Origin of the sequence: Bordetella ansorpii (assembly GCF_900078705.1) — a bacterium.
Classification (GTDB): domain Bacteria; phylum Pseudomonadota; class Gammaproteobacteria; order Burkholderiales; family Burkholderiaceae_B; genus Bordetella; species Bordetella ansorpii_A.
Genome location: NZ_FKIF01000006.1, coordinates 691,920 through 715,580 on the forward strand (window position 1 = coordinate 691,920; position 23,661 = coordinate 715,580).

The window sequence follows — 23,661 nt, forward strand, 5'->3', positions numbered from 1 at the left end:
TCAGGAAGGTTGCTGCACGACGATGGAGGGGAATTTGCCCGCCATGTCGCGCGGCAACGCGGCCACGCCGGCGGCCAGTTTGCGCGCGATGCCGCGGTACAGGCCCGCCGCCTCGCTGGTTGGATCGGCCGCCACGGTGGGGTTGCCCGCGTCGGTCTGCTCGCGGATGCCGAGCGTCAGCGGCAGGCTGCCCAGCCACGGCACTTCGTACTGATCGGCCATGCGGCGGCCGCCGCCTTCGCCGAAGATGTGTTCGGTATGGCCGCACTGCGAGCACACGTGCATCGCCATGTTCTCGACCACGCCAAGCACCGGCACCTCGACCTTCTGGAACATGCGCAGGCCCTTGCGGGCATCCAGCAGCGCGATGTCCTGCGGCGTGGTGACGATGACCGCCCCCACCACCGGCACCTTCTGCGACAGCGTCAGGGCGATGTCGCCGGTGCCCGGGGGCATGTCGACGATGAGATAGTCGAGGTTGTCCCAGTTGGTCTGGCGCAGCAGTTGCTCCAGCGCCTGCGTGACCATCGGGCCGCGCCAGATGGCCGGCGAATCGGCGTCGATGAGAAAGCCGATGGAATTGGCCTGCAGGCCGTGGCCGTGCAGCGGATTCATCGACTTGTTGTCGGGGCTTTCGGGACGGCCCTTGATGCCCAGCATGGTGGGCACGCTGGGGCCATAGATGTCGGCGTCGAGCACGCCCACGCGCGCGCCGTCGGCGGCCAGGGCCAGCGCCAGGTTGACGGCCGTGGTGCTCTTGCCCACGCCGCCCTTGCCCGAGGCGACGGCGATGATGTTGCGCACGCCCGGCAGCGGCTTCAGGCCCTTCTGCACGGCATGGGTAGCGACGTTCCAGGTGACCTCGACCTGCGCCTGCGCGAAGCCGGCCTGGGCCAGCGCGGCCTGGGCGATCTGGCGCAGTTCACCCGCGACGGGCCCGGCGGGAAAGCCCAATTCGATCTTCACGGCAACGCCGCCTTCCAGGCGGATGTCACGATCTTTTACAAAAGTGCCGAGGTCGCTGCCGGTAATGGGATCGCGCGCGGCACGCAATGCGCCACGTATCTGCTCTATCGTCGCTATACTCATAAGACTAGGGTTCCATGGGCAGCGCAGGAATCCGCCCCGCCGTTGACCCCCAAGGATAGCGGATATGCGGGAACCTTCCGCTGTGTTTTACATCCTATCTACATGAACGACACCCTCTCCCGCTTCGTGCGCGCCGTCTTCTTCGCCATCATTGGCCTCATCGGCATGGCAATGGCGCTGGTATTCATGATCTCCACCGCCATCGCGGTGGGCATCCTCTACATCGTGGCCAAGGTGCGCGGCAAGCCGTTCGGCGCCCGTGCCTACTGGAGCCAGCGCCGCGCTGCCCGGCCCGGTCCTTTCCCCGGCGGCCCCGCGCCCTTCGCGCAGCCGGCCGGCGGCGAGATCATCGACGTCGAAGCCCGCGAAATCCGCTGACGGCACGGCCAGCCGGCCGTCCCGCGCGTCGTCCGCGGCAGCGTAAGCCACCCGCCCGCGGGCCTGTCACGCCACGCATCCGCGTGGCGTTTCTTCCTGGCCGGCCGATGCCCGCGCGGCAGCCCGCGGGTGCCCGCGCCGGGAAAGACCTAAAATAGCCGGCCCCGGACTCTCCGACCACGCCGACCCGCCATGTCACGCACGCTTTTCGTCACCACCGCCCTGCCCTACGCCAACGGCTCGTTCCACATCGGCCACATCATGGAATACATCCAGGCCGACATCTGGGTGCGGGCGATGCGCATGGCGGGCCACACGGTGCATTTCGTGGGTGCCGACGACGCGCATGGCGCGCCGATCATGCTGAAGGCCGAAAAGGAAGGCATCACGCCGCAGCAGCTGGTGGCGCGCTACGCCGCCGAACGGCCCACCTATCTCGACGGCTTCCACGTCCGCTTCGACCACTGGCACTCGACCGACACGCCTGAAAACGTCGCGCTGTCGCAGGGCATCTACGTCGCGCTGCGCGACCAGGGGTTCATCGAGACGCGCACCATCGAGCAGTTCTACGATCCGGTCAAGGGCATGTTCCTGGCCGACCGCTACATCAAGGGCGAATGCCCCAAGTGCCACGCCAAGGACCAGTACGGCGATTCGTGTGAAGTCTGCGGCGCCGCCTACGCGCCCACCGACCTCATCAACCCGTATTCGGCGCTGACCGGCGCCACGCCGGTGGTGAAGTCCTCCGACCATTTCTTCTTCAAGCTGTCCGATCCGCGCTGCGTCGACTTCCTGCGCGAGTGGACGGCGGGCAGCAACGCCGCCGGCACGCCGCACCTGCAGGCCGAGATGCTGGCCAAGACGCGCGAATGGCTGGGCGCGGACGACGGCGAGGCCAAGCTGGGCGACTGGGACATCTCGCGCGATGCGCCGTACTTCGGCATCGAGATCCCCGACGCGCCGGGCAAGTACTTCTACGTATGGCTGGACGCCCCGGTGGGCTACCTGGCCTCGCTGCAGGCGTACTGCCAGGCCAAGGGCCTGGATTTCGACGCACTGCTCGATCCGGCCGGTCCCACCGAACAGGTGCATTTCATCGGCAAGGACATCATCTACTTCCACGCGCTGTTCTGGCCCGCCATGCTGAAGTTCGCCGGACGCAAGACGCCGGACGCGATCAACGTGCATGGCTTCATCACCGTCAGCGGCGAAAAGATGTCCAAGAGCCGCGGCACCGGCATCTCGCCGCTGCGCTACCTGGAACTGGGCATGAACGCCGAGTGGCTGCGCTATTACATGGCCGCCAAGCTGAACGCGCGCGTCGAGGACATGGACTTCAACCCCGACGACTTCGTGGCGCGCGTCAACAGCGACCTGGTGGGCAAGTACGTCAACATCGCCAGCCGCGCCGCCAACTTCATCACCAAGCACTTCGACGGCGCGCTGGCCTATGCCGGCGACACCGCCGCGCTGTCGGCCGAGTTCGCCGCGCAGGCCGAAGCCATCCGCGCCGCCTTCGAGGCCCGCGAATACAACCGCGCCATCCGCGAGATCATGGCGCACGCCGACCGCATCAACCAGGCGTTCGACAGCGCCCAGCCCTGGGTGCTGGCCAAGGACTACGCCAACGCCGACGACGCCCGCAAGCTGGCGCTGCAGGACATCTGCTCGCGCGCGCTGGCCGGCTTCAAGGCCCTGTCGGTCATGCTGGCGCCGGTGCTGCCGGCCCTGTCCGACCGCGTTTCGCGCGAACTGTTCGGCGGATCGGACAGCTTCACCTGGGCCGATGCCGGCCAACTGCCGCAACGCGTGGCGCCGTTCCAGCACCTGATGCAGCGCGTCGATCCCAAGCTGCTGGACGCCCTGTTCGAATCGACCGCCGAGGCGGCCGCGCCCGTAGCCGCCGCCGAACCCGCCACGATGCCGGGCGCCGGGCATCCGGGCGCCGGGCATCCGGGCGGCGAGCCCCTGGCCGACACTATCACCATCGACGACTTCGCCAAGATCGACCTGCGCATCGCCAGGATCGTGAACTGCGAGGAAGTCGAAGGCTCCACCAAACTGCTGCGCCTGACCCTGGACGTGGGCGAAGGCCGCCACCGCAACGTGTTCTCGGGCATCAAGTCGGCCTACCAGCCCGCCGACCTGGTCGGCAAGCTGACCGTGATGGTGGCCAACCTGGCGCCGCGCAAGATGAAGTTCGGCGTGTCCGAAGGCATGGTGCTGGCGGGCAGCCACGCCGACGAGAAGGCCAACCCCGGCATCTACGTGCTGGAGCCCTTCCCCGGCGCGCAGCCCGGCATGCGCGTGCGCTGAACGTGCGGCAACGGCGGCAACCCTGCCTTGCCGGGCTGCCGTCTGACGAATGATCCCAAAAATAAACCGCTCATCGAGCGGTTTATTTTTGCCTGCGGCGCATCGAGCAGCGCGCCTTGCCCCTGAACCAGGGCGATGCGCCGAAGCACCGCGCACGCCTACGCCTGCTGCGCTTCCTGCGCCTGCGGCGCCAGCGCCGGATCCAGCGCCACGCGCTCGTCGAACACGAAGCAGTGGCCCTTGAACCCCACGCCGCCCGTTTCCTCGAAGTACTTCAGGATGCCGCCCTCCAGTTGCAGGACGTGCGGCACGCCGGCCTCGGCCATGTAGATGGCGGCCTTCTCGCAGCGGATGCCGCCCGTGCAGAAGCTGACCACGGTCTTGTCGCGCAGGTCGTCCAGGTGCGCCTGCACCGCCGCGGGAAACTGCGTGAAGCGGTCGATGCGCCAGTCGACGGCGCCCTCGAACGTGCCCACATCCACCTCGAACGCATTGCGCGTGTCCAGCAGCAGCAGTTCGCGGCCCGCGTCGTCGCGGCCCTGCGCCAGCCACCGGGCCAGCGTCGGCCCGTCCACGCTGGGCGCGCGGCCCGCCTCGGGGCGGATGGCGGGATGATCCATGCGGATGATTTCGCGCTTGATCTTCACCAGCATCTTGCCAAACGGCACGTCCTCGGACCAGCTGAACTTCACGTCGAGATCGGCAAAGCGCGCATCCGCGCGCAGCCAGGCCAGGAAACCCTGGATGCCCTCGTCCGATCCCGCCAGGAACAGGTTGATGCCCTCCGGGGTCAGCAACACGGTGCCCTTGAGCCCGGCGCCGCCCGCGCGGGCCAGCACCTGCTCGCGCAGCGCCGGCAACGCGTCCAGCGTGATGAACTTGTACGCCGCGATATTGGCGACGCGGCCCTTTTCTTCTTGCATATTCCCTTTCCGCATCCCTGCCGCCCGACTCAACCGCCCTGCACCTGCTGTTCCACCACGACGTCCAGCACCCAGCGCAGGCCCGCGGCGTCGGCCGCCGGATCGGGATCGCGCACCTCGACCACGCGCAGGCGGTACTGCACGCCGGGCTGGAAATCGAAGCCCAGGATCTCGCCGTGCCACAGTTGCCACGGCTGCGAGGGATTGTCCCGCACCTGGTAGCACATGGTCTTCATCACGCCGCTGGTGCACGGCACGCGTTGCGGCGCCACGTAGACCAGCTTGGACGGCCCCGCCTGCGTACCCGTGATGGGATCCGCGCGGCGGCCGAAGTCCAGCACCTCGCCGGTGTCCAGCACCAGCGTCAGGCGCCTGGGCTGCACGTCGCTGTCCAGCCGGCTGGACGTGATGCGGGTCAGCGCGGCCAGATAATCCTGTTCGAGACGCGCGCGCTCGGCGTCGGCGCAGGCCATGCGCGTGCTGACGGGCGCGTGGGGCACCACCAGCAGGCCGTTGGCCATCACGTACTGGCCGGCGTAGGTGTTGCAACCGGAGAACCCCGACAGGCGCGGCTGGCCCTGTTCGCGGGTGAAGCTGATCGTGATGGGCTGCTGGTTCGAACCGGCGTGCGGCACGGGACGCAGGGGCGCGCCAGGACGTGTCCAGCGCGCCAGCTCCCAGGTGGTCTGGACCAGCACGTCGGACTGGCTGGCCGAGGCGTACGTGCCGGCGCGGCCGGCGGGCGGCGAGGCGCAGGCGGCCAGGGCAAGAGGCAGGACGAGCGGCAACAGGCGGATCAGGGTTGGACGCATGGGCGGTCTCCAGAAACCTTGCGCCAGCCAGACGGCGGCCGGCGCAGCCTGCATTGTAGGCCGGCGAAAGCCAGGCCCCGGCATGCCCTGGAAGCGCGCGGGACCGCCCGGCGCGGAACGCCCCGAGACAGCATCCGCAACGCCGCGAGGCCGCCCCTCAGGGCGTGGGCGGATCGGCGCGGCGCACGAAATCGAGCACCTCGCCGTTCTGCAGGTTGAAGGCCAGGCGGCGCGGCGCGCCGCCATTGTCCAGCGTGAACGTCTTGACCTGCGACAGTGCCCGCAGATACGCAGTTTCAAAGGCGGCCAGTTCGGGCTGGGGGCAGGCCATGCGCGTGGACCCCGGCGTCTGGATGGTGAGCGTGCCGCCCTGCAGCAGGTACGCGCCGTTGTAGCGGTTGCAGCCGGAGAAGCCCACCACGCGGTACTGGCGCCCCTGCGCCAGGAAGGTGAGGTGCACGGGTTCGCCCGCGGCGGCGCGCGCAGGAACAGCGCGGACCTGGCCGTCGGGCCCCGCCCAGCGCACCAGTTCCCAGGACGTCTGCGCCAGCGAATCGGCGCTGGTGGCGGCGTTGGCGGCGCCAGGTCCCTGGGCACGGGCCTGTACCCGCGGCTCGGCGGGCGCGGCAGCCGGTTTGCCCGCGCAGGCGGCCAGCAGGACGGCGGCCCCGGCCGCCAGCAGCGCGGGCACGGCGGCGCGGGTGTAAGTGGCGATGGTCATCGGCAAGGCTCCTGTTGCAAAGCAGCCTTTACTGTAACGCCGCCGAAGACGGCCAGCCGCCATGATGGCAGCATCGCATCGGTCAGGCAGCGGACGCCGGCGCCGCCTCCACTCTGTTGCGGCCCTTCGACTTGGCCTGGTACATCGCCTCGTCCGCCTGCGCCACCAGCCAAGCGCAGCTTTGCGCGGGGCGCACCAGCATCGAGGCGACGCCCACGCTCACCGTCGCGATGCCGTCACCGTTGGGAATCGCCAGTTGCTCGACCGCCAGCCTGAGCGCTTCTCCCCTTTGCAGCGCGGCCTGCCGCCCGGTGTCGGCCAGCAGCAGCACGAACTCCTCGCCGCCGTAGCGCGCCGCCAGGTCGCCGGGACGCCTCGCCGCCTGCGCGATGATCCCCGCGAGCCGGCGCAGGAGCGCATCCCCTGCCGGATGGCCGTACAGATCGTTGAACCGCTTGAAGTGATCCGCATCGATGAACAGGAGCGCCAGCGGCTGGTCGTGCGCCATCGCCTCGCTCAAGGCATGGTTCAGCGCAAGGTCGAACGCACGCCGGTTCAGCAGGCCGGTCAGGCCATCCGTGCTGGCCAGGACCGCCAGTTGCGCGCGCTGGAAGCTGCCACGCTTGACCTGCTGGCGGAAAAACGCCATGAGAGGCAATGCCACTGCGCAGAACGCCAGCGTGGAGCATCCGATGAACCATGCATGCGTTGTCCAGGGCCGCAGTATGTCGTCGCTGGGCCGCGCAATGGTGACCACCAGCGGCGCCGTGCCGACGTGGGCATACGCGTGGTACCGCCTGATGCCGTCTTCGTAGCCGGCAGACAGGAAATGGCCCGAGGGGGGCACATGGCGTGCGGCCTGGCCGGACGGGTCGACAGGCCGGGGCAGCGGTCCACCCCCCGTGCGCGCCGTCAACACGACGCCGTCGGCGCGCGCCAGCACGATGACGTCGTCCGGCTTCAGCGGCACCTGCCCGAACCGGTCCTCGAAGTAGGCCAGCCGCAGCGCTCCCATCACCACGCCGGCGAAGGCCCCGTCGGGCCCCGAGAGGCGCAGGCTGACGGCAATACTGGGGTCCCCCGAACGCAGGCGGCTGAGATAGGGACTGCTGACATACAGCCCGGCGTCCCCGCGCTGCCGGTGCACCTGGAAGTAGTCGCGGTCGGCGAAGTTGCGTCTGCCCGGCGCGGTGGTGCGCGAGTCGTGGACGATGACGCCCTTCGCATCGAGCACCAGGATCGAGCCCAGGTAATCGGCCATCGTGGAGCGGTCGAACAGCAGCTTGTGGCCGACGTCCGGGCCCAGCCGCCCCAGGCGCGGGTCCGCCAGTTCCTCCATGACTCCCCGAAGAGTGAGGTCGTAGACGTGAACCATGCGCGAGATGTCCATCGCCAGGCCCGCCGCCTCGTCGGCGAGGGAGTCCGCCGCATGCGTCCATACGGCCTGCCGGTCGTACCACAGGAAAGCCACCGCCGCGCCGATCGCCGAGAGGATCAAGGTCACGCCGACGATATTTATCAGGCGCAACAGAAGACGCGCGCTCACGAGACCGCCGCCTCATGCTCGCGCCGGACCAGCCATGGCCCATGCGCGGCGTACGGGACAGGCGCCTCGGCCAAGGCGAGAAGCAGTTTTTCGGCCTGCGCCACCAGGCTGCAGACCACGAAGCTCGAACGCGCCAGCCGCTGCAGCCGCGCCTCGGACTGCGTGGCGATCCAGCGGGCCGCGCGTTCGCTGACCGGCAACGCCGCCGCCAACTCGGGCTCCTCGCGCACGATTCGCCGCACGAGTCTCAGGTAGGCGAGATTGACTTCATGGATATGTTCCAGCAGCGCCTGGTCGGGCTGGGCAACTCGCGAATTCATGCCTGTCTCCTTGCATTCCAGGGGCAGCTCCGGCGGCATGCCGGCGGCCGCCACCCTGCCGACGTCGAACCTGCGCCGCGTCATGCCTGCGCCGGCAGCGTGACGCTGAACTTGGTGCCCATGCCCAGCTTCGACTCCAGCCAGACCTTGCCGCCATGCAGTTGAACGATCTCCTTGACCAGCGCCAGGCCCAGGCCCGAGCCGGGGATGGCGCCGTTCTTCTCCACGCGGTAGAACTTGTCGAATACCCGCTTTTGCTCTTCGGCGCCGATCCCTATGCCCCGGTCTTCGACCGTGATCAGCACCGCGCCATCCGAGGCCAGCAGTTCGAGCGCGATCGGCGATTCGGCCGGCGAGTACTTCACGCAGTTCTCCACGAGATTCCTTATCACGGTCTCCAACTGGGCAAAATCCCCGCGTATGCGCACGGGCGCGTCGGGCAGGCGCACCGTCAGGCGCGACTCGATGCCGGGGAATTTCTCCACGGCGCTGTGGATCACGCTGGCCGCATCGAACGACTCCAGGTGGAAATCCTTGTCCGCGCGCGCCTCGATGCGCGCCAGGTCCAGCAGATCGGACACGAGGTCCGACAGGCTCTGGGCCTGGTTGCGGATCATCTGGTAAAGCGAGGGCTTGCGCGCATCCGGCACCCGGTCGGCGGCCAGCAGCTCGGCCAGGCCCAGGATGCCCGCGGTGGGCGTGCGCAGTTCGTGCGCGGCGGTGGAGATGAACTCGCTTTTCATCCGGTCGACCTGGGTCTGGGCGGTCATGTCGCGCACCAGCATCACCGCCCCTGAGTGGGGCGCCTCCAGGGCCTCGATGCGGCATTCGAACACCGACACGGCGGGCGTGCGCAGCGTGAAGACCTGCCGCCAACTGCGCCCGGGCGCCACGTGCGTCATCGATTCGGTCAGCATGCGCACTTTCTCGTCCTTGTCCTCGGACAGGTCCGCCTCGAAGAAACGCTGCGCCAGCCATTGCGGTGTCTGGCCGTGCAACGACTCGTCCTCGCCTCCGAGCAGTTTGGCCAACCGGGGATTGACATCGACCAGCATGCCGCCGGCCATCGCGACGGCCGCATCGGGGATGGCCTTGAACAGCGCATGGAGATAGGCGGATTTCTCCGATTCCTGCGCCAACGCGGCATGCTCGCGCAAGGCCGAGCCCGCCAGGCGGCGCCAGAGCGCGACCTGCCGGATCTCGGCCACGGCGATGAGCGCAGTCATGAACAGCCCGGCCAGCAGCAGCAGGTCGCGCCGGCTGCGAAACGACGACAGGAAGTCGTCCGTGGCATACCCCACCACCACCACCAGGGGGTAGGGCGCCAGGATCTGATAGCTGGAAATGCGGTCTATGCCGTCGATCGGACTCTTGGCCCGGAAAGTGCCGTCCGGCGCGGCCTCGACGGCCGCGCGCAACGGGCTGCTGGCGGCGAGTTTGTCGCCCACCGATTCGGCGGCCTGGGTCCGGCGCGCGCGCACCACGTAGTCCTGCGTGCCCAGGATGGTGACCATGCCCTGCTCGCCGATGTCCAGGGTCTTGTAGAGGCTGGTGAAATAGGCCGGATCCACGGAAATGACGATCACGGCCAGCAGCCTGCCGTCCTCGGCCGTGATGGCGCGCGACAACTGCACCGAATGCCGGCCGCTCAGGCGGCCCGTGACGGGTTTGCTGATGAACAGGGCCCCGGACGGCCAGGTGCCCTTGAGATGCACGTCCACATGCTCGCGGTCCGAGAGATCCATGGGACGGTAGCCGTCGAGGGTCGAGGCCCGCAGAATGCCGCTGGCATCGGTCAGCGCGACTTGCAGGAACGCCCCCGACGGGATCAGTCCGGCTGCCCGCAGGCCCTTCAGGTCGGTGTCCAGGCCATTGAGGCGGACCTCGCGCGCGACCAGCGCGGCGATCTGCTCGGCCTCGGTGAGGACCTGCCGGGTATGGGCGGCGAGCGTCTCGGCCAGTGTGGCGGAGGCCGCTTCCGCACGACGGATTTCCGTGGTCCGATCCCAGGCGATCCAGGCGGCCAGGACGCTCCACATGGCGGCGATGAGCAGGACGCCGGGCAGGTAGTGCCTCCAGCGGCTGCGGGCAGCACGGCGAATCGATTCCAAGTCAGTCTCCTGTAGGCGTGGTGGCCAGGCGGCGCATCAGCGTGGCGAGCTCCGGCTGGGCGCAATTGGCGGGCGCCTCGTCGCCGGCCGCGTTGATGCGGTCGCGCACCGCCCAGAACGCATCGAGGTGCGCAAGGACCAGGCCGGCGAGGCGGGGATCGAAGTGCGTGCCGGCGCCATCGCGCAGATGCGCCTGCACCTCGGCCGGCGGCATCGCCGGCCGGTAGACGCGATCGTTGCTGAGGGCATCGAAGACATCGACGATAGCGGTGATGCGGGCGCTCAGCGGGATGTCCTCGCCCGCGAGGCGCCGGGGATAGCCCGCGCCGTCCCAGCGTTCGTGGTGGCAATGCACGATGTCGCGGGCCATGACCAGATCCGGGCAGACCACGCCTTCGAGCAGCAGCACGCCCGCCTCGACGTGCAGGCACATCACTTCACGCTCCGAGGCCGTCAACGCCCCAGGCTTCATGAGTATGCGGTCGGGAATGAGTATCTTGCCGATGTCGTGCAGCGGCGCGGCGCGGCGGATGGTCGCGCCATAGCCCTCCGACCGGCCGGCCAGCCGGGCCAGCAGCGCGGCCATCTCGCCCACGCGGTCCAGATGGGCGCCCGTCTCGTTGTGGCGCATCGACGCGATCAGGCCCAGCTTGCGGATCAAGGCATCGTAGGCGGCGTCGCGCTCGCCTTCCGCGGCGATGCTGCGCGCATGCGACGAACCGAGGTCGGCGGCGATGCACTGCAATTGCCGGGCCAGCAGCGTATCCAGGGCCGGGTCGGCGCCGTCGGGAAGCAACCGGATCGTTTCACCCATGGTGGCGCGCCTCCTGGTCCACGGCGGCCAACAGCGCCAGCGCGCTGAACGGCTTGACGAAATAGCGGTTGGCACCCGCCCGGCGCGCCTCGACCTGGTCTTCCAGGACGGCGCGCGCGCTCAGCATGTACACGACGGCGCGCTTGAGACGCTCGTGGCTGCGGATGTGGCGGCAGATATCGTACCCGTCCAGGCCGCCAGGCAGCGTGATGTCGAGGATGACGAGGTGGGGCGGCGCCTCGTCCATTCGCGCCAGCGCGGTGGCGGCATCGCCGGCCAAGGTGACGCGGTGGCCCTGGGGCTCGAGCGCCAGGCGAAGGACCTCACAGATCACGGGATGGTCTTCGACTACCAGAATATTCATTTTTTTTGTACTCGTAGGGAGAGCCCACGGGGACGCCCGTGCCGCCGGCGGCCTTGCAGGACAACGGATGAAACAGAGTGGCGGACTTTGCCGCATGACCGCCGCGAAAATTAAATTTCTGAAAAATTCAGCAAATCACGAAAATATGATAATATGCAAACCATAGAAACACAACCACGGGCCGTGAGTTTTTTTGCCAAACTTGCCGCACTTCGAAATCTCGCCCCTGTTCGCCATGAGCTCTCCTGACTCTCCCTACATCACTACCAAGGTCGCCGCCGAAATGATCGGCGTGTCGGTTCGCACCATCCAGTTATGGGTCGAGGCGGGCGTGCTGCAGGCGTGGAAGACGGAAGGCGGGCACCGCCGGGTGATAAGGGCCTCGGTCGAGGAAATGCTGCGCAAGCGCGCGGAGGCTGGCGGCCAGGCGTTGCCCAACACGGAAGGCGGCCCGATGCGGGTCGTCGTAGTGGAAGACGACGTGCACCTGCAGACCATGTACGAACTGGCGCTGACCAGCCTGCCCTTCCCGCTGGAAATGAAGATGGCCGGCGACGGATTCACCGGCCTGGTGCGCATCGGCGAATTCCGCCCGCACGTCATCATCGCCGACCTGAACCTGCCCGGCCTGGACGGCTTCCGCATGATCCGGGCGCTGCGCGAAGCGCCGGAATCGCAGACCGCGGAACTCTATGTGATCTCCGCGCTGACACAGGCCGACATCGACGACCGCGGCGGATTGCCGCCGGACGTCACCGTACTGGCCAAGCCAGTGCCCATGAGCAAGCTGGAGGCGCTGATGACACGCGCCCACGACCGGCTGCGAGGGCACGGCACGGCTTCCTTCCCACCTCGGTAACCGCAGTTCTTCAAGCCGCAGCACTTCCACACTGGACTCCTCATGAATGCAACCTCCACCTCCAAGCGTGACGCCGCCCCCGTCCGCAACACCTGGCTGAACCGGCAGTCCATGTCCCGGCGTATCGTGATGGCCGCGCTGGCGATCACCACATTGGTGATCGGCGTGGTGATCGGCCTGATCGCCTTGCAGAACCAGCGCAACGCCATCGCCAGCGTGCAGCGGGAGATGGCCACGGCCCTGGACGCGACCGACGAATCGCTGCAGTTGATGTTCAACGCGGCAAGCCAGCGCGGCCGCGCGCTGCTGCCGGGGCTCGTGCGTGCGCTGGGCGGAGAACCGGTGCCCGACGGCGGGCAGGTGGACATGGGCGACGCCGGCTTGGTGCCCCGACTGGTGGCGGGCGGACGCGTGGTGAACGGCGATGCGTCCGTGCTGCAACACCTGCATGACGCTTCGGGCGCCGATGCGGCGATCCTGGTGCGAGCGGGAGACCGGTGGGTGCGGGCGGCGACGTTGCTGAAGGACGCCGCCGGCAAGGCGCGCCACGGGTCCGTGCTCGACGCCAATGACGTGCTGGCGAAGATACTGAACCGGGGCGAGGCCTACAGCGGCCTGGTCAAGCGCAACGACCGCTGGTACGCCATCAGCTTGCAGCCGCTGCGCGACAAGACGGGCACGGTCTACGGCGGACTGAGCATGCGGGTGGACGTGGACGCCGACGTGAAGCAATTGCTGCAATGGACCGAAACCACGCGCGTCGCCGGACACGGCAAGCTGGCCATCATGCAGCACACCGCCGACGGCGGCTGGACTTATGTGGCCGGCGCGGACGTCAAGCCCGGCCAGCGCCTGGAGAGCATCCTGCCGGCCGCCGAGGCCGCGCGATTGAACAGCCTGTTCGCCGATCCGGAAGGATTCGAGCAGGTGCAGACGGGCGAAGGCTCGGCAGTCGACCTGGCCGCCTGGAAGGCGATCAAGAACTGGGACTGGATGATGGTGGCCATGGGCCCGCGCGCGGACTTCCTGGCCGCCAGCCATCGGCAACTGGCCATCCAGGCCGGCCTGCTGCTGGCCGGCGCCATACTCATCGCCGCGCTGATCGGCTGGCTGGCCACGGCCGCGCTGCGGCCTATCGGCGGCATGATCGCGGGCATGCAGCGCCTCGGAGACGGCGACCTCACCACCCGGCTGCCCGAGGTGCCCAAGCAGTCTCGCAACGAGGTGCACATCCTGTATGCCGCGCTGGCGCGCATGCAGTCCAGCCTGGCGCGCATCGTCTTCACGGTGCGCGGCAGCGTCGAGGAAATCCAGGTCGGATCGCGCGAGATCGCGGCGGGCAACCAGGACCTGAGTTCGCGCACGGAGATGCAGGCCGCCTCGCTCGAAGAAACCGCGGCCTCGATGGACGAACTGTCGGCGGCGGTCAAGCAAAATGCCGAATCCGCGCAGAATGCCAGCACATTGTCGGTGGCCGCGTCGGACGCCGCCCAGCGCGGCGGCCAGGCCGTGTCGACCGTGGTCGACACCATGGAGGGCATCTCGCACAGCTCGCGCAAGATCTCGGAAATCGTCTCGCTCATCGACAGCATCGCCTTCCAGACCAATCTGCTGGCGCTCAATGCCGCCGTCGAGGCGGCGCGGGCGGGCGAACAAGGCAAGGGCTTCGCCGTGGTGGCCGGGGAAGTGCGCGGCCTGGCGCGGCGCAGCGCCGACGCTGCCCGTGAGATCAAGGGGCTCATCGAGGAATCCACCGGCAAGGTCGACGCGGGCGCCCGGCAGGTCCAGTCGGCGCGCGCCACCATGCAGGAAATCGTCGATTCGGTCGGGCAACTGGCCACGCTGGTCGGCGGCATCGCCACCGCGTCCGACGAGCAGTCGCGCGGCATCGGCGAGGTGAACCAGGCCGTTTCCCAGATGGACGAAGTGACTCAGCGCAACGCCGCGCTGGTCGAACAGGCGGCTGCCGCGGCGAGTTCGCTGGAGGAACAGGCGCAACACCTGGCCAACGCCGTGGCGGTGTTCCGGCTGGCCGACGACGAGCCGCAGGCCGTCCCGGCGCAGCGCCCGGTGCACGACGTCCCTGCGGTTGCGGCGGCGGACCTGCCGCGGCACCTGAGGCTGGCCTGAGCGCGTCGCCGCCCCGGCTGGCAGGACGGGGCGGCGCGACAACGCAGCGGCGGCGTAGTAGCATGGGCCGCATCGACGGGGCCTCCCGTCCCGCCATTTCACGATCATCCAGACCATGCTGGGTAGGCTCGTCCGCATCCTGCTGGCGCTGACCGCCGTCGCGCCGCTGTCCATTCCCCTGGCGTATCTGTACGCGCGGCAGCAGCAATTCCTGTGGGCCGCGCTGGCGCTTGCGGGCTGCCTGGCGCTGGGCGGGCTGGCATGGACCATCATCGTACAGGCCGGCAAGCGGCTGGAACCGCTGCCCATCGCCATCGTCAAGGCCAAGAGCGCCGACAAAGAGGTGCTGGCCTTCTTCATCGCCTATGCCCTGCCGCTGATTTTCCGCAACCCGGTTTCCGCGCCCAGCCTGGACGGCTGGCTGTTCGCCATGCTGCTGCTGGTGTTCGTGCTGTGGAGCACGCACACGCTGCAGGTCAATCCCGTGCTGGGCCTGCTGGGTTTCCATTTCTACGAGGCCGAGGCGCAGGGCGGCATCACCTACCTGCTGATCACCCGCCGCAAGATCACCCACCTCAAGTCCATCGGCCACGTCGTGCAGATCGGCGAGTACGGTGTCCTCGAAGCCCGCCGACCGACCGGAATCTCAGCATGAGCCTTTTCGCCCTGACCTCCCTGCCCGGATCGCGCATCGTGCGCCTGGTGCTGACGGCCGCCCTGCAAAAGGAGATCCAGGATCTGTTCGCCGAGCAACTGGAAGCCTTCGAAGCCGGCATCGTCGACACCATTGCCTTCGATGGCCGCTATACGCCGGACGAAGGGGAACTGCTGGCCATCGAGGGCTTCCACGAGGCCGGGGCGCTGCGCGACGCCGTCGCCAACCCGGTGTCGGTGGAAGCCTACGATCCCGGCCAGCACGGGCTGGACAGCGTGCGCGCGCTGTTCACCGGGCAGGGCGAACGCGGCGCCGAGCGCGTGCTGATCCAGCGTTTCGAGCGGCGCAGGCTGATCGCCAGCCGTGGACTGGCCATCTTCTATTCCGGCAATACGTTCCGCAAGATGGAGCAGGCCGGGCTGACCCTGGACACCAAGCTGCTGGCCGTGCTGGATGGCGGCACGCTGCGCTTCCAGAGCTTCCATTTCCTGCGGCAGGTGTTCGACCTCAGCGAGCAGTACAACGAAGCCACCAACGAGGACGTGCAGCGCTTCGCCACGCACGCCAAGATCGCGGTGGAGGATGCCGATGCCTTCCTGGCAGGGGCCGGCGCGCTGGTGCGCAAGAAGATCGCGTTGATCCTGCAATCGGGGCTGCTGGACAAGTACAGCACGAGGCAGATCGCGGCGGCGGCGCAGGAGTTCGACCTGCCGCTGGACGTGGATGCGCAAGAGCGCATCGTGCTGCCCGGGAACAGGACGGCATTGCGCCGCCTGCTGCACTTCCTGGACGAGGACTACTACACGTCGCCCATCAGCCGCACGCGCTACGTGTCGAATTCCAAGCGCGTGGCGGATTGAAGCGTTCGCCTGCGACATCGCGGCGAGCCGGCCCGCTCGGCCCGGCTCGCCGCGGCAAGCGCCATACCCTCCATTGAAAAAAGGCCCGAAGGCCTTTTCCCTGTCTAGGTGGGACACGGCGCAGGCGCGGGGCGTCCGCCACGCCGCCATCACTCGAACTTGTGCGACACCGAGGCGCTGCGGCCTTCGCTCAGGTCGATCGATACCTGATAGTCCGACGACGCCGGGTTGCGCACCGTGATGGTGTGCTTGCCGGCCGGCAGCGTCAGCGAACGCAGCGGCGGGCTGACGCCCCGCGATCGGCCATCCACCAGCACTTCGCCCCACGGCGAGATGTTCAGATTGACGGTGCCCGTGGCCGGCTTGGGCGGTGTATCGGCCGCCGCGGCGGCCAGGGCATCCGTCGTCGCCGTGGCCGCGCCCACGGGATCGGTCGCGCTGCCCGTGGCCGTGCCGGTGGTGGGCTGCACCGTGCCCGGCACACCGCCTGCCGCGCCCGGCTGAGGCGTGGCGGCATTGGGCGACGACAGCGCGCCATCGGCCACGGACGCGCCCGGCGTGGGCGGCTGGGCGGCGCCCGGCGTCACGCCCGCGCTGGCGCCGTTGCCGGGCGTGCCAGGCTGCGCCGTCATCGGCGGCACGCCGGCCGCCGTACCCGGCGCCGCGGTCGAGGACGGCGGCGGAACCTGGCCGTTGCCCTGAGCCAGGCTGGAACCGTTGCTGGCGTACGGATCGGTGGGCGCGCCCCCCGTGGGCGGCGGGGTGCCGGCCGACGGCGCGGCGGCGCCAGGCGCACCGGCCGGCACAGGCGCGTTACCGGAAGACGACGGCGCGGACGGCTGCGGCGCACGCGGCGGCGGCGGCGTGCCGTCGGTCAGCGAAAGCGGCGCATTGCCCGTCTGCGTCGGCGTGGACGAAGTGCCTGCGCTGCCCGCCGTCAGCGGGGCTTCGCCGCCCTGCATGCGCATCCAGAAGAACACGGCGCAACCGATGACGACCAGCACCACCAGCACCATGACCCACGACACGCGAGCCGGCGGTTTCGCGGCCTGCCGCCCCGGCTCGGACGGCGCAAGGTCCGACGCGCCGCGCGCTTCGCCGGCCTGTCCACGGCGCGCCGCTGATTCGGCGGCGACGGGCGGGACCGGCACGGGCGCGGGTTCGGGAATGGGTTCCGGGATGGGTTCGGGGAACGGCTCGGGAATCGGCTCCGGGAACGGGTCCGGCATGGCGCGCGGCGCGGGGGCGGGCACGACAGGGGCTGGCGAGGGAGCAGCCGGCGCTGGAGCCGGCGCGGGCGCAATGCGCTCGGCCAGCGGCGGCGCGGCAACCGGCGTCGGAACCGCAGGCGCCGGTTCGGCGGCAGGGGCGAAAGGCGACGCGGCGGGCACGGCAGGCGCCGGCGCCGCGGGAGCGATCGGCGCGGCCATCGGCGGCGGCGCAACGGGCGCGGCCGCCGGCGCCGCGACTGCGGTGGGCAGCGGCGCAATGGCCGCGACCGGCGTCGCCCGCGCGCCCAGGCGTTGCAGCAGTTGATCCAGCGTACCCGGCCGGACGCGATGATCCAAGGCCAGGCCGGCATCGATCGCCTGCGCGAAACCGGCCGAGGCGGGGTCCTGCATGCGCTGCGCCAGCGGCACGTAGTCATCCCGCACGCAACGCTGCAAGGCCGGCGGCGGCGGCTCGCCGGTGGCCAGCGCGTAGCCCAGCGCGCACAGCGCGTACACATCGGTCCAGGGACCGCAGGGATTCTGCGGATCGTCGGTGTACTGCTCGAACGCGGCGTAACCCGGCGCGCGCGCCGCGGATTCCGCATTGGCCGTCGGCGAGGCGGGGCCGGTCAGCAGATGGGCTCGGCCATCGCGATCCACGCCCACCGTGCCCAGCGCGATGCCGCCGTGCACGCGCCAGCCGGCATGCAGCGGCGACAGTTCGGCGATCAGGTCGGCCAGCACGCGGCCTATGCGCTCGGTCGGCGTGCCGCCGTGCGTGAACTCGGGCAGGCTGCTCAGGGGCTGCGGCGCGCCGGGCGCCGCATCGAGTTCGCGCCCAGGGGCGCCGGCTTGATATTGATTCATAAGGGCTCCGGGCAGAGTGACCTCACAGGCGCCACGTCGATGGCGACGAGAACAGCCGCAGGAACAACGTGGCATTCAAGGCGCCGCCATGCACGTAGGTCTGCAGGGCCGCGCCATCGGCTTGGTTGGTCCACCAGTAGCTGGTGTGCGAGCTGGGGTTGAAGCAGGCAGGCAGATCGGGCCAGGCGGCCAGCGCGCGCGTATCCTGCGCGGGCGCCGCCGAGGCGGCCGGGGGCACGCCGGCGTTCAGGATGTCCAGGATGTCGCTGGCGGCCGACGAGGCGGCGTTGACGGGTGCCGCATCGGGCAAGCGGGCGGGAATCTCCACGCCCAGCAGGGTGCGGTCAAGATGATCGGGACTGCAGCCGTTGCGCGTAGCGCTCATCAGGCCGCTGCCCAGTTGACGGTAGAAATCACCGGACTGCGCGAGATGATCGCGCTGAAACGAATCCGCGGGCACGGTGTACATTGCGCACAGCGGATATGCGCGGCCCACGCGATCGCGGCTGGGCGCGATGCTGCCCAGCAGCACCCCGCCGGCGCCCGGTCCCGCCGGGATCGCGAAGTTCCAGATGGGCGCGGTCAGGTAGGCGCGCTCGGCGCCGTCGTCGATGCTGTTGCGCAGGGCCGCCAGGCCGTATTGCAGCCATTTGTCCCACCACGCGATCAGGCCACGCGGCAGGCGCCGATGCACGAAATCGCCCGCCGCCGGCATCTTGCCGTACCAGCCTACGCTGTCTCCGTTTTCTGCGTTGCTGCGCATGGTCCGGCCCCCCGTCACGAGCGTCCGGGGCACGAGAACCCCTGCATCTCGGGAAGATGGAACGGGCTCTTCACGCTGCCGGCGCGGATTTCCAGGACGATCTTGCGCCCTCCGATGTTGAAAGTGGCCATGGTGATCTCCTGTGAAGGGCCGCGCTGCAGGGTTGCCTTGTCCAGCATCCGGTTCAGCGCCCAGGGGCCGCTGCTGACCAGCCCCGCGGTGCCGACCTGCGGCGCCAGTTCGATACGGACCTGATTGGTGCCGCGCGGGCCGGGCCACTGCACCGTGGTGGCCACTTGCGGGCCATGGGCGTAGCGCACGGTCTGTCCGTCGATATCCATCAGGAATTGAGTAATGGCGGGATCCATCTCGATCGGACGGATCGAGACCCGGTAGGACGGCGTGGGACTGCCCGCCATGAAATACGCGTCGCGGATGGCCGCGCCGCGCTGGAACGAGTCCAGCAGCGCCGAGTTCTTGCCCGGCGTGCCGTCGATGCCCGGCTTGAAGCGCCAGCGCGAACCGGACACGTCGATCTCGCTGATCAGGTTCTTCTGGAAGAACTCGTCCATCATGCCGTTGGGCGCGAACAGGCGCGCCATGTCGTTGGGCGCCACGTCCTTGTCCGAATTCGGCGAAAAGGGATAGCGGCCCGCGATGGCCTGACGGCAGAACAGGCCGATGGTCGCGTACGAGTTCTCGCCCAGGCGCTCGCGCGTCACGCCGGAGACCGCGTTGGACGCGCCCGTCGACAGGTCGTCCAGCACGCCACGCAGCGGGCCGGGCATGCGACCGGCCTCGGCGCGCATCTTGGTGACCACGTCGGAGGCGGGCGCCGGGCTGGCGCTGCGCAGGGCGGCGTCGGCGGCGGTCAGGTAGGTGTACAGCTCGTTCAACAGGCTGGTCGTGGCCGCGATGGGCGCCTGCTGTCCCTGCCCTTCGCTGCGCGCCAGGCGGCGCCACGGCTCGAAGTGCTCGTCCACGATGCGTTCCAGCTTGCCTTCGGTGGCGTCGGCGCGCGTGGCCGCGTTGGGCCCCGTGGGGCCGAACATCTGCTCCAGCGCATCGCGCGTGCTGCTGACCCGTTCGCGCGCCGCGTCGGCCAGCGTGCGCTCGTTGTTGGTGTCGCGCAGCAGCGTGGTCTCGCGCGCCACGCTGTTCACCAGTTGCACCAGCGGTGAATCCGGCGCGGACAGCGTGCGGGCCACCTGGATGCTCTGCATCAGCGACGCGCGCGGCGCCAGCGTCAGATCGTTCAGATAACCGTCCCACTGCGCCACGTAGTCGTTCAGGTACAGGCGCTTGATGTCGACGATCAGTTGCTGTTGCGAGGCCTGGTCCAGCAGGCCCGGCGGCGGGATGTCCAGCACCCAGGCATCGTCGCGGCGCAGCAGTTCCGCCACGCGCGTCACGCGCGGGTTGAACACTTCCCAGTAACCACGATAGGTAAACAGCGACGGGATGCCCTGGTTCAGCGGCTTGCCGCTCTTGCGGGCGAACACCGCGTTGGCCTGCGGGCCGCCCAGCGTCACCGCCGTGGTGTCGGGCGCGCTCTCGCCGCCGGCCAGCATGCGGCGCAGGCGGCTGTAGGCGCGCTGCGCCAGCGTGTAGCGCGCCAGCTTCTCGCGCGCCTGCTTGACCAGTTCCTCGTCGCGCGGGAACGGCGAGGCCAGCACGCGGCCCTGCACCAGGTTGCGCAGATGCAGGGACAGCAGGTCGTACTGGCGGCGCGTGTAGCCCTCGGGCAGCGTGTTCTGCATGTCGGACAGCAGCCAGGCGTGCATGAACTCGGCGTCGTAGTGGTCGGCCTCGTACAGCATCAGGTAGGCGCGCAGCGACTCGTAGCTGTACTCCAGGTCGTCCGCCTTGGCCGAGCGCAGCGCGGCCTCGATGCGGCGCGCCACCTGCGGCAGCAGCACCGTGTCCAGCGCGTCGCGGTACACGCCTTGCACCGCCGAGTTCATCTTCTCGCCCTGGTACAGCCCGAAGCGGTAGCTCCAGGGCGGCGAATCGATCTCGAAGTTGGCGTGGCGCGGCAGATACCAGAGGCTGTCCAGGAACGGCATCAGCCCCAGCACGTCGCCGGCCTTGGTGATCTTGATCTCGCGGCCCAGCTTCTCCACCGTGGGCACGCGGCGGTCGACCTCGTCCAGGTAGCGCGAGTTGTTGCCATAGCTGATCAGCCACCCCGCCGTCAGGCCGATGAAGGCAATCGCGATGGCCGCGTAGCCCGCCCAGTGCAGGCGGCGGTAGCGGCGCTCCCAGCGCAGGTTGCGGCCGGCCAGGCCGGCCTCGCGGAAGATCACGTTCTGCAGCAGGTCCTTCAGGAAGAAGCTGCGGCCCTCTTCGGCGTCCGGCGTGGGGGCCGCCAGTCCGCCCTCGATGCGCAGATAGCGCTTCAGGTGGCCCGTGACCTGATCGAAGGTCTCGCCGCCCTGCGTGCCGCTGGTGAAATACACCCCGCGCGGCATCAGGCGCGCCTCGAAACGCGAGGTGGCGAACACGTCGCTCAGGAAGTGGCCCAGCACCGATTGCAGGCCCGCGAACTGCTGCGGCAGCAGATAGGCCAGCGCGCGGCGCGATTCCTCCGTCTCGGCGGCCAGCACCTCCGGCAACGCGTCGTCCAGGCGGCGCTGCAGCAGGCGGTACTCGGCATGGAAGGCCTCGTACAGGTCGAAATCCTGCTCCTGGCTGCGGGCGTAGGGCAGCGTGAAGCCCCACACCTGTTCCAGGTCCTCGCGGCTGAACGAGGCGAAGTATTGCTCGAAGCCTTGCAGCAGGTCGACCTTGGTGACCAGCACGTACACCGGGAAGTTGATGCCCAGTTGCTCGCGCAGCTCCTGCAGGCGGCGGCGCAGCACGGCGGCGTGCTGGGCGCGCTCGGCCTCGGAGGCGGCCAGCAGGTCTTCGATACTGACGGTCAGCATCGCGCCGTTGATGGGCTGGCGACCGCGGAAGCGCGACAGCAGGCCCAGGAAGCCCTTCCACTCTTCCTCGTCGCCGGTGGGATCGCTTTCGTGCGTGGTGTAGCGGCCCGCCGTGTCCAGCAGCACCGCGTCGTCGGTGAACCACCAGTCGCAGTTGCGGGTCCCGCCCACGCCGCGCAGCGCGGCCTTGCCGAAACGGTCGGCCAGCGGGAAGTTCAGGCCGGAGTTGACCAGCGCCGTGGTCTTGCCCGAGCCCGGCGCGCCGATGATCACGTACCAGGGCAACTGGTACAGGTACTGGCGCGAGTAGCGATCGAACGAGAAGCGGCGCTTCTGGCCATCGAAACGGGTCTTGCGCAGCAGTTCGACGGCCTCGTCGAAGCGGCTTTCCAGCTCGCGGATATCGGATTGCGGGGCCTCGGCCTCGGTCTCGTCCTTCTTCTTGGGGCGGCGCAACTGGCCGAGCAGCTGTGCGTTCAGCCTGCCTTCGCGCCACTTGCGCCACACCAGGCGCAGCAGCCAGATCGAGAACAGGATGACGATGACGATGATGCGGACCGTCTCGCTTTCCAGCGGACGCTGCGCGCCGATGGCCAGCAGCGGGCCGGCGATCCACACCAGCAGCGCCAGCGCCACGATGCCGAAGAAATTCCACAAGCCACGGCTGAAAAGCCAGCCGAAGATGCGATACATCATTGTCGGGCTCCTTCCGGCGTTGCTTCGGGCGACACGGGCGGCACCATCAGCGTGATCTCCACGCGGCGGTTGGCCGAACGGCCGGCCGGCGTATCGTTGGGCGCGATGGGGTCGGCATCGCCGCGGCCCTCGGCACGCACGCGTCCTGTCTGGCCCAGGCGTTCCTCCAGGATGTCCTTGACCACGTCGGCCCGCGCCTGCGACAGGTGCCAGTTCGACGGATAGCGCGCGGTGCGGATGGGCACGTTGTCGCTGTAGCCACGGACCAGGATGTTGCCCTGGGTCTGGCGCAACGCGTCGGCCACGCGCGACAGCACGGGCACGTAGCGGTCGCGCACCACGGCCGCGCCCGATTCGAACAGGCCGTCGCCGCGCAGCACGATGACGCTGCGGTCGACCTCGTCGCGCACGGCCACCAGTTGCTCGCGGATCTCGGGTTCGAGGAACACGGCCAGGCGCGGCGACGGCGCCGGGCGGCGCACGGCCGGCGGCGCGATCTGCATGGTGGGCGGTTTCAACTGCCCGATCGCGGCGAACACCACGTCCGAACGGCCGCCCAGGCTCCAGTTCAGGCCCCAGAACACCATCAGCGCCAGCACCGCGGCCAGCGCGCCGAACACCCACAGCGGCACCGGCAGGCGGCGCAGCGCCTCCTGCGCCGGCGCGTCACGCCAATGCGGCGACAGCGCGCGCGCGTACTCGCCGCGTGCGCTGCGCAGGATGCGCAAGAGCCGCTGGCGCAGCGTTTCCAGCTGCGTGCGGCCATTGTCCACCACACGGTACCGGCCCTCGAAGCCCAGCAGCAGGCAGTAGTAGAGCAGTTCGAGCAGATCCAGATGATGGCCCGGATTCTGCGACAGCTTGGCCAGCAGCTGGAAGAATTTCTCGCCGCCCCAGGTCTCGTTGTGGAACGTGACCAGCAGGCTGTGCGCGGACCACACGCCGCCGCCGCCCCAGGGCGTCAGCGCGGCGGCTTCGTCCAGCGCCGTGCACAGGCAGTAACGCGCGCCCAGGATGGTTTCGTTCGGGATGCCGGCCTGCTGCGCGCGCGCAGTTCGAACTGGCGCACCTCGTCGACCAGGTGCTCGCGCAGCATCGCGGGCGATGGATGCGAACTGGTCGCGCGGATCTGCGGAATCAGGTCCAGCAGAGGATTGGCCGCCGCCACCAGCGGATTCGATCCGCTGATGACGTATTCGTGCGGACGCAGCCGGCTGGCCGCGCCGCCAGGCGCGGCGCCGTCGTCCAGCAGGCCGGGAAAGGGAGGATCGGATGCATGCATGCGTGGAATCTCCTGCC

At 69.1% G+C, this 23,661-nt stretch carries 20 protein-coding genes; 6 read left to right on the top strand and 14 right to left on the bottom strand.

All coding sequences use genetic code 11. The annotated features are described in order from the left end of the window. On the bottom strand, positions 1 to 1,089 hold the full coding sequence (gene apbC, locus A6745_RS13445; RefSeq protein WP_066127852.1) for an iron-sulfur cluster carrier protein ApbC: 1,089 nt from the start codon (positions 1,087 to 1,089) through the stop codon (positions 1 to 3). A 102-nt stretch (positions 1,090 to 1,191) separates the two neighbouring features. Here apbC and A6745_RS13450 point away from each other — a divergent pair, with 102 nt between their 5' ends. Together A6745_RS13450 and metG are read left to right on the top strand one after the other, a co-directional pair. Further along, a complete protein-coding gene (locus tag A6745_RS13450; RefSeq protein ID WP_066127854.1) occupies positions 1,192 to 1,467 on the top strand; it encodes a hypothetical protein in 276 nt (91 codons plus the stop codon). A gap of 192 nt (positions 1,468 to 1,659) precedes the next feature. Continuing rightward, entirely contained in the window at positions 1,660 to 3,783 is a 2,124-nt protein-coding gene (gene metG, locus A6745_RS13455) for a methionine--tRNA ligase (RefSeq protein WP_066127856.1), read from the top strand. A 158-nt stretch (positions 3,784 to 3,941) separates the two neighbouring features. On the opposite strand, the gene A6745_RS13460 is transcribed toward metG, so the two are convergent. From A6745_RS13460 to A6745_RS13495, 8 genes are all read right to left on the bottom strand, one after another. Next, positions 3,942 to 4,706: a sulfurtransferase gene (locus tag A6745_RS13460; protein ID WP_066127858.1), complete on the bottom strand. Its 765-nt coding sequence runs from the start codon at positions 4,704 to 4,706 to the stop codon at positions 3,942 to 3,944. 29 nt (positions 4,707 to 4,735) lie between these two features. After that, on the bottom strand, positions 4,736 to 5,518 hold the full coding sequence (locus A6745_RS13465; protein ID WP_066127859.1) for an META and DUF4377 domain-containing protein: 783 nt from the start codon (positions 5,516 to 5,518) through the stop codon (positions 4,736 to 4,738). A gap of 157 nt (positions 5,519 to 5,675) precedes the next feature. Beyond that, positions 5,676 to 6,239: an META domain-containing protein gene (locus A6745_RS13470; protein ID WP_066127860.1), complete on the bottom strand. Its 564-nt coding sequence runs from the start codon at positions 6,237 to 6,239 to the stop codon at positions 5,676 to 5,678. Between the two features lie 82 nt (positions 6,240 to 6,321). Continuing rightward, positions 6,322 to 7,785, bottom strand: coding sequence for a GGDEF domain-containing protein (locus A6745_RS13475; RefSeq protein ID WP_156513371.1), 1,464 nt, complete (start codon positions 7,783 to 7,785; stop codon positions 6,322 to 6,324). After that, on the bottom strand, positions 7,782 to 8,105 hold the full coding sequence (locus A6745_RS13480) for a flagellar transcriptional regulator FlhD (protein ID WP_197488154.1): 324 nt from the start codon (positions 8,103 to 8,105) through the stop codon (positions 7,782 to 7,784). Before A6745_RS13480 ends, A6745_RS13475 begins: the two co-directional genes overlap by 4 nt. Before the next feature lie 80 nt (positions 8,106 to 8,185). Further along, positions 8,186 to 10,216 (bottom strand): sensor histidine kinase, encoded by a 2,031-nt coding sequence (locus tag A6745_RS13485; protein ID WP_066127865.1) that lies wholly within the window; start codon positions 10,214 to 10,216, stop codon positions 8,186 to 8,188. A gap of 1 nt (position 10,217) precedes the next feature. Beyond that, a complete protein-coding gene (locus A6745_RS13490; protein WP_066127867.1) occupies positions 10,218 to 11,030 on the bottom strand; it encodes an HD-GYP domain-containing protein in 813 nt (270 codons plus the stop codon). After that, positions 11,023 to 11,394 (bottom strand): response regulator, encoded by a 372-nt coding sequence (locus A6745_RS13495; RefSeq protein WP_066127868.1) that lies wholly within the window; start codon positions 11,392 to 11,394, stop codon positions 11,023 to 11,025. Before A6745_RS13495 ends, A6745_RS13490 begins: the two co-directional genes overlap by 8 nt. Before the next feature lie 235 nt (positions 11,395 to 11,629). Here A6745_RS13495 and A6745_RS13500 point away from each other — a divergent pair, with 235 nt between their 5' ends. From A6745_RS13500 to A6745_RS13515, 4 genes are all read left to right on the top strand, one after another. Beyond that, complete coding sequence (locus tag A6745_RS13500) at positions 11,630 to 12,253, top strand: helix-turn-helix domain-containing protein (RefSeq protein WP_066128865.1); 624 nt, start codon at positions 11,630 to 11,632, stop codon at positions 12,251 to 12,253. Positions 12,254 to 12,295: 42 nt separating this feature from the next. After that, positions 12,296 to 14,383 (top strand): methyl-accepting chemotaxis protein, encoded by a 2,088-nt coding sequence (locus A6745_RS13505; RefSeq protein ID WP_066127870.1) that lies wholly within the window; start codon positions 12,296 to 12,298, stop codon positions 14,381 to 14,383. Positions 14,384 to 14,498: 115 nt separating this feature from the next. Then, positions 14,499 to 15,038, top strand: coding sequence for a hypothetical protein (locus tag A6745_RS29050; RefSeq protein ID WP_066127872.1), 540 nt, complete (start codon positions 14,499 to 14,501; stop codon positions 15,036 to 15,038). After that, on the top strand, positions 15,035 to 15,898 hold the full coding sequence (locus tag A6745_RS13515) for a Kiwa anti-phage protein KwaB-like domain-containing protein (protein ID WP_066127876.1): 864 nt from the start codon (positions 15,035 to 15,037) through the stop codon (positions 15,896 to 15,898). The genes A6745_RS29050 and A6745_RS13515 overlap by 4 nt, the downstream gene beginning before the upstream one ends. Positions 15,899 to 16,047: 149 nt before the next feature. Here the strand turns inward: A6745_RS13515 and A6745_RS13520 are convergent, their stop codons facing one another. From A6745_RS13520 to A6745_RS29360, 5 genes are read right to left on the bottom strand one after another with little or no spacing between them, the layout of a single operon-like run. After that, on the bottom strand, positions 16,048 to 17,976 hold the full coding sequence (locus A6745_RS13520) for a hypothetical protein (RefSeq protein ID WP_066127878.1): 1,929 nt from the start codon (positions 17,974 to 17,976) through the stop codon (positions 16,048 to 16,050). A 22-nt stretch (positions 17,977 to 17,998) separates the two neighbouring features. Beyond that, positions 17,999 to 18,757 carry a type VI secretion system-associated protein TagF gene (gene tagF / locus A6745_RS13525; RefSeq protein ID WP_156513411.1) on the bottom strand — a complete coding sequence of 253 codons (759 nt, stop codon included), beginning with the start codon at positions 18,755 to 18,757 and terminating at the stop codon, positions 17,999 to 18,001. Beyond that, positions 18,754 to 22,362, bottom strand: coding sequence for a type VI secretion system membrane subunit TssM (tssM, locus tag A6745_RS13530; RefSeq protein WP_066127883.1), 3,609 nt, complete (start codon positions 22,360 to 22,362; stop codon positions 18,754 to 18,756). Before tssM ends, tagF begins: the two co-directional genes overlap by 4 nt. Further along, positions 22,359 to 23,393, bottom strand: coding sequence for a DotU family type VI secretion system protein (locus A6745_RS13535; RefSeq protein WP_231886022.1), 1,035 nt, complete (start codon positions 23,391 to 23,393; stop codon positions 22,359 to 22,361). Before A6745_RS13535 ends, tssM begins: the two co-directional genes overlap by 4 nt. After that, entirely contained in the window at positions 23,324 to 23,644 is a 321-nt protein-coding gene (locus A6745_RS29360; RefSeq protein ID WP_231886023.1) for a DotU family type IV/VI secretion system protein, read from the bottom strand. The genes A6745_RS13535 and A6745_RS29360 overlap by 70 nt, the downstream gene beginning before the upstream one ends. Positions 23,645 to 23,661: the final 17 nt, after the last annotated feature.

Bases quoted from the DNA above. Each gene is read 5' to 3' on its own strand.
- A6745_RS13500 (WP_066128865.1), top strand. From the start codon at position 11,630: ATGAGCTCTCCTGACTCTCCCTACATCACTACCAAGGTCGCCGCCGAA.
- A6745_RS13520 (WP_066127878.1), bottom strand. From the start codon at position 17,976: ATGAATCAATATCAAGCCGGCGCCCCTGGGCGCGAACTCGATGCGGCG.
- metG (WP_066127856.1), top strand. From the start codon at position 1,660: ATGTCACGCACGCTTTTCGTCACCACCGCCCTGCCCTACGCCAACGGC.
- A6745_RS29360 (WP_231886023.1), bottom strand. From the start codon at position 23,644: ATGCATGCATCCGATCCTCCCTTTCCCGGCCTGCTGGACGACGGCGCC.
- apbC (WP_066127852.1), bottom strand. From the start codon at position 1,089: ATGAGTATAGCGACGATAGAGCAGATACGTGGCGCATTGCGTGCCGCG.
- A6745_RS13495 (WP_066127868.1), bottom strand. From the start codon at position 11,394: ATGAATATTCTGGTAGTCGAAGACCATCCCGTGATCTGTGAGGTCCTT.
- A6745_RS13460 (WP_066127858.1), bottom strand. From the start codon at position 4,706: ATGCAAGAAGAAAAGGGCCGCGTCGCCAATATCGCGGCGTACAAGTTC.
- A6745_RS13450 (WP_066127854.1), top strand. From the start codon at position 1,192: ATGAACGACACCCTCTCCCGCTTCGTGCGCGCCGTCTTCTTCGCCATC.
- tssM (WP_066127883.1), bottom strand. From the start codon at position 22,362: ATGATGTATCGCATCTTCGGCTGGCTTTTCAGCCGTGGCTTGTGGAAT.
- A6745_RS13480 (WP_197488154.1), bottom strand. From the start codon at position 8,105: ATGAATTCGCGAGTTGCCCAGCCCGACCAGGCGCTGCTGGAACATATC.
- A6745_RS13470 (WP_066127860.1), bottom strand. From the start codon at position 6,239: ATGACCATCGCCACTTACACCCGCGCCGCCGTGCCCGCGCTGCTGGCG.
- A6745_RS13490 (WP_066127867.1), bottom strand. From the start codon at position 11,030: ATGGGTGAAACGATCCGGTTGCTTCCCGACGGCGCCGACCCGGCCCTG.
- A6745_RS29050 (WP_066127872.1), top strand. From the start codon at position 14,499: ATGCTGGGTAGGCTCGTCCGCATCCTGCTGGCGCTGACCGCCGTCGCG.
- A6745_RS13515 (WP_066127876.1), top strand. From the start codon at position 15,035: ATGAGCCTTTTCGCCCTGACCTCCCTGCCCGGATCGCGCATCGTGCGC.
- A6745_RS13465 (WP_066127859.1), bottom strand. From the start codon at position 5,518: ATGCGTCCAACCCTGATCCGCCTGTTGCCGCTCGTCCTGCCTCTTGCC.
- A6745_RS13505 (WP_066127870.1), top strand. From the start codon at position 12,296: ATGAATGCAACCTCCACCTCCAAGCGTGACGCCGCCCCCGTCCGCAAC.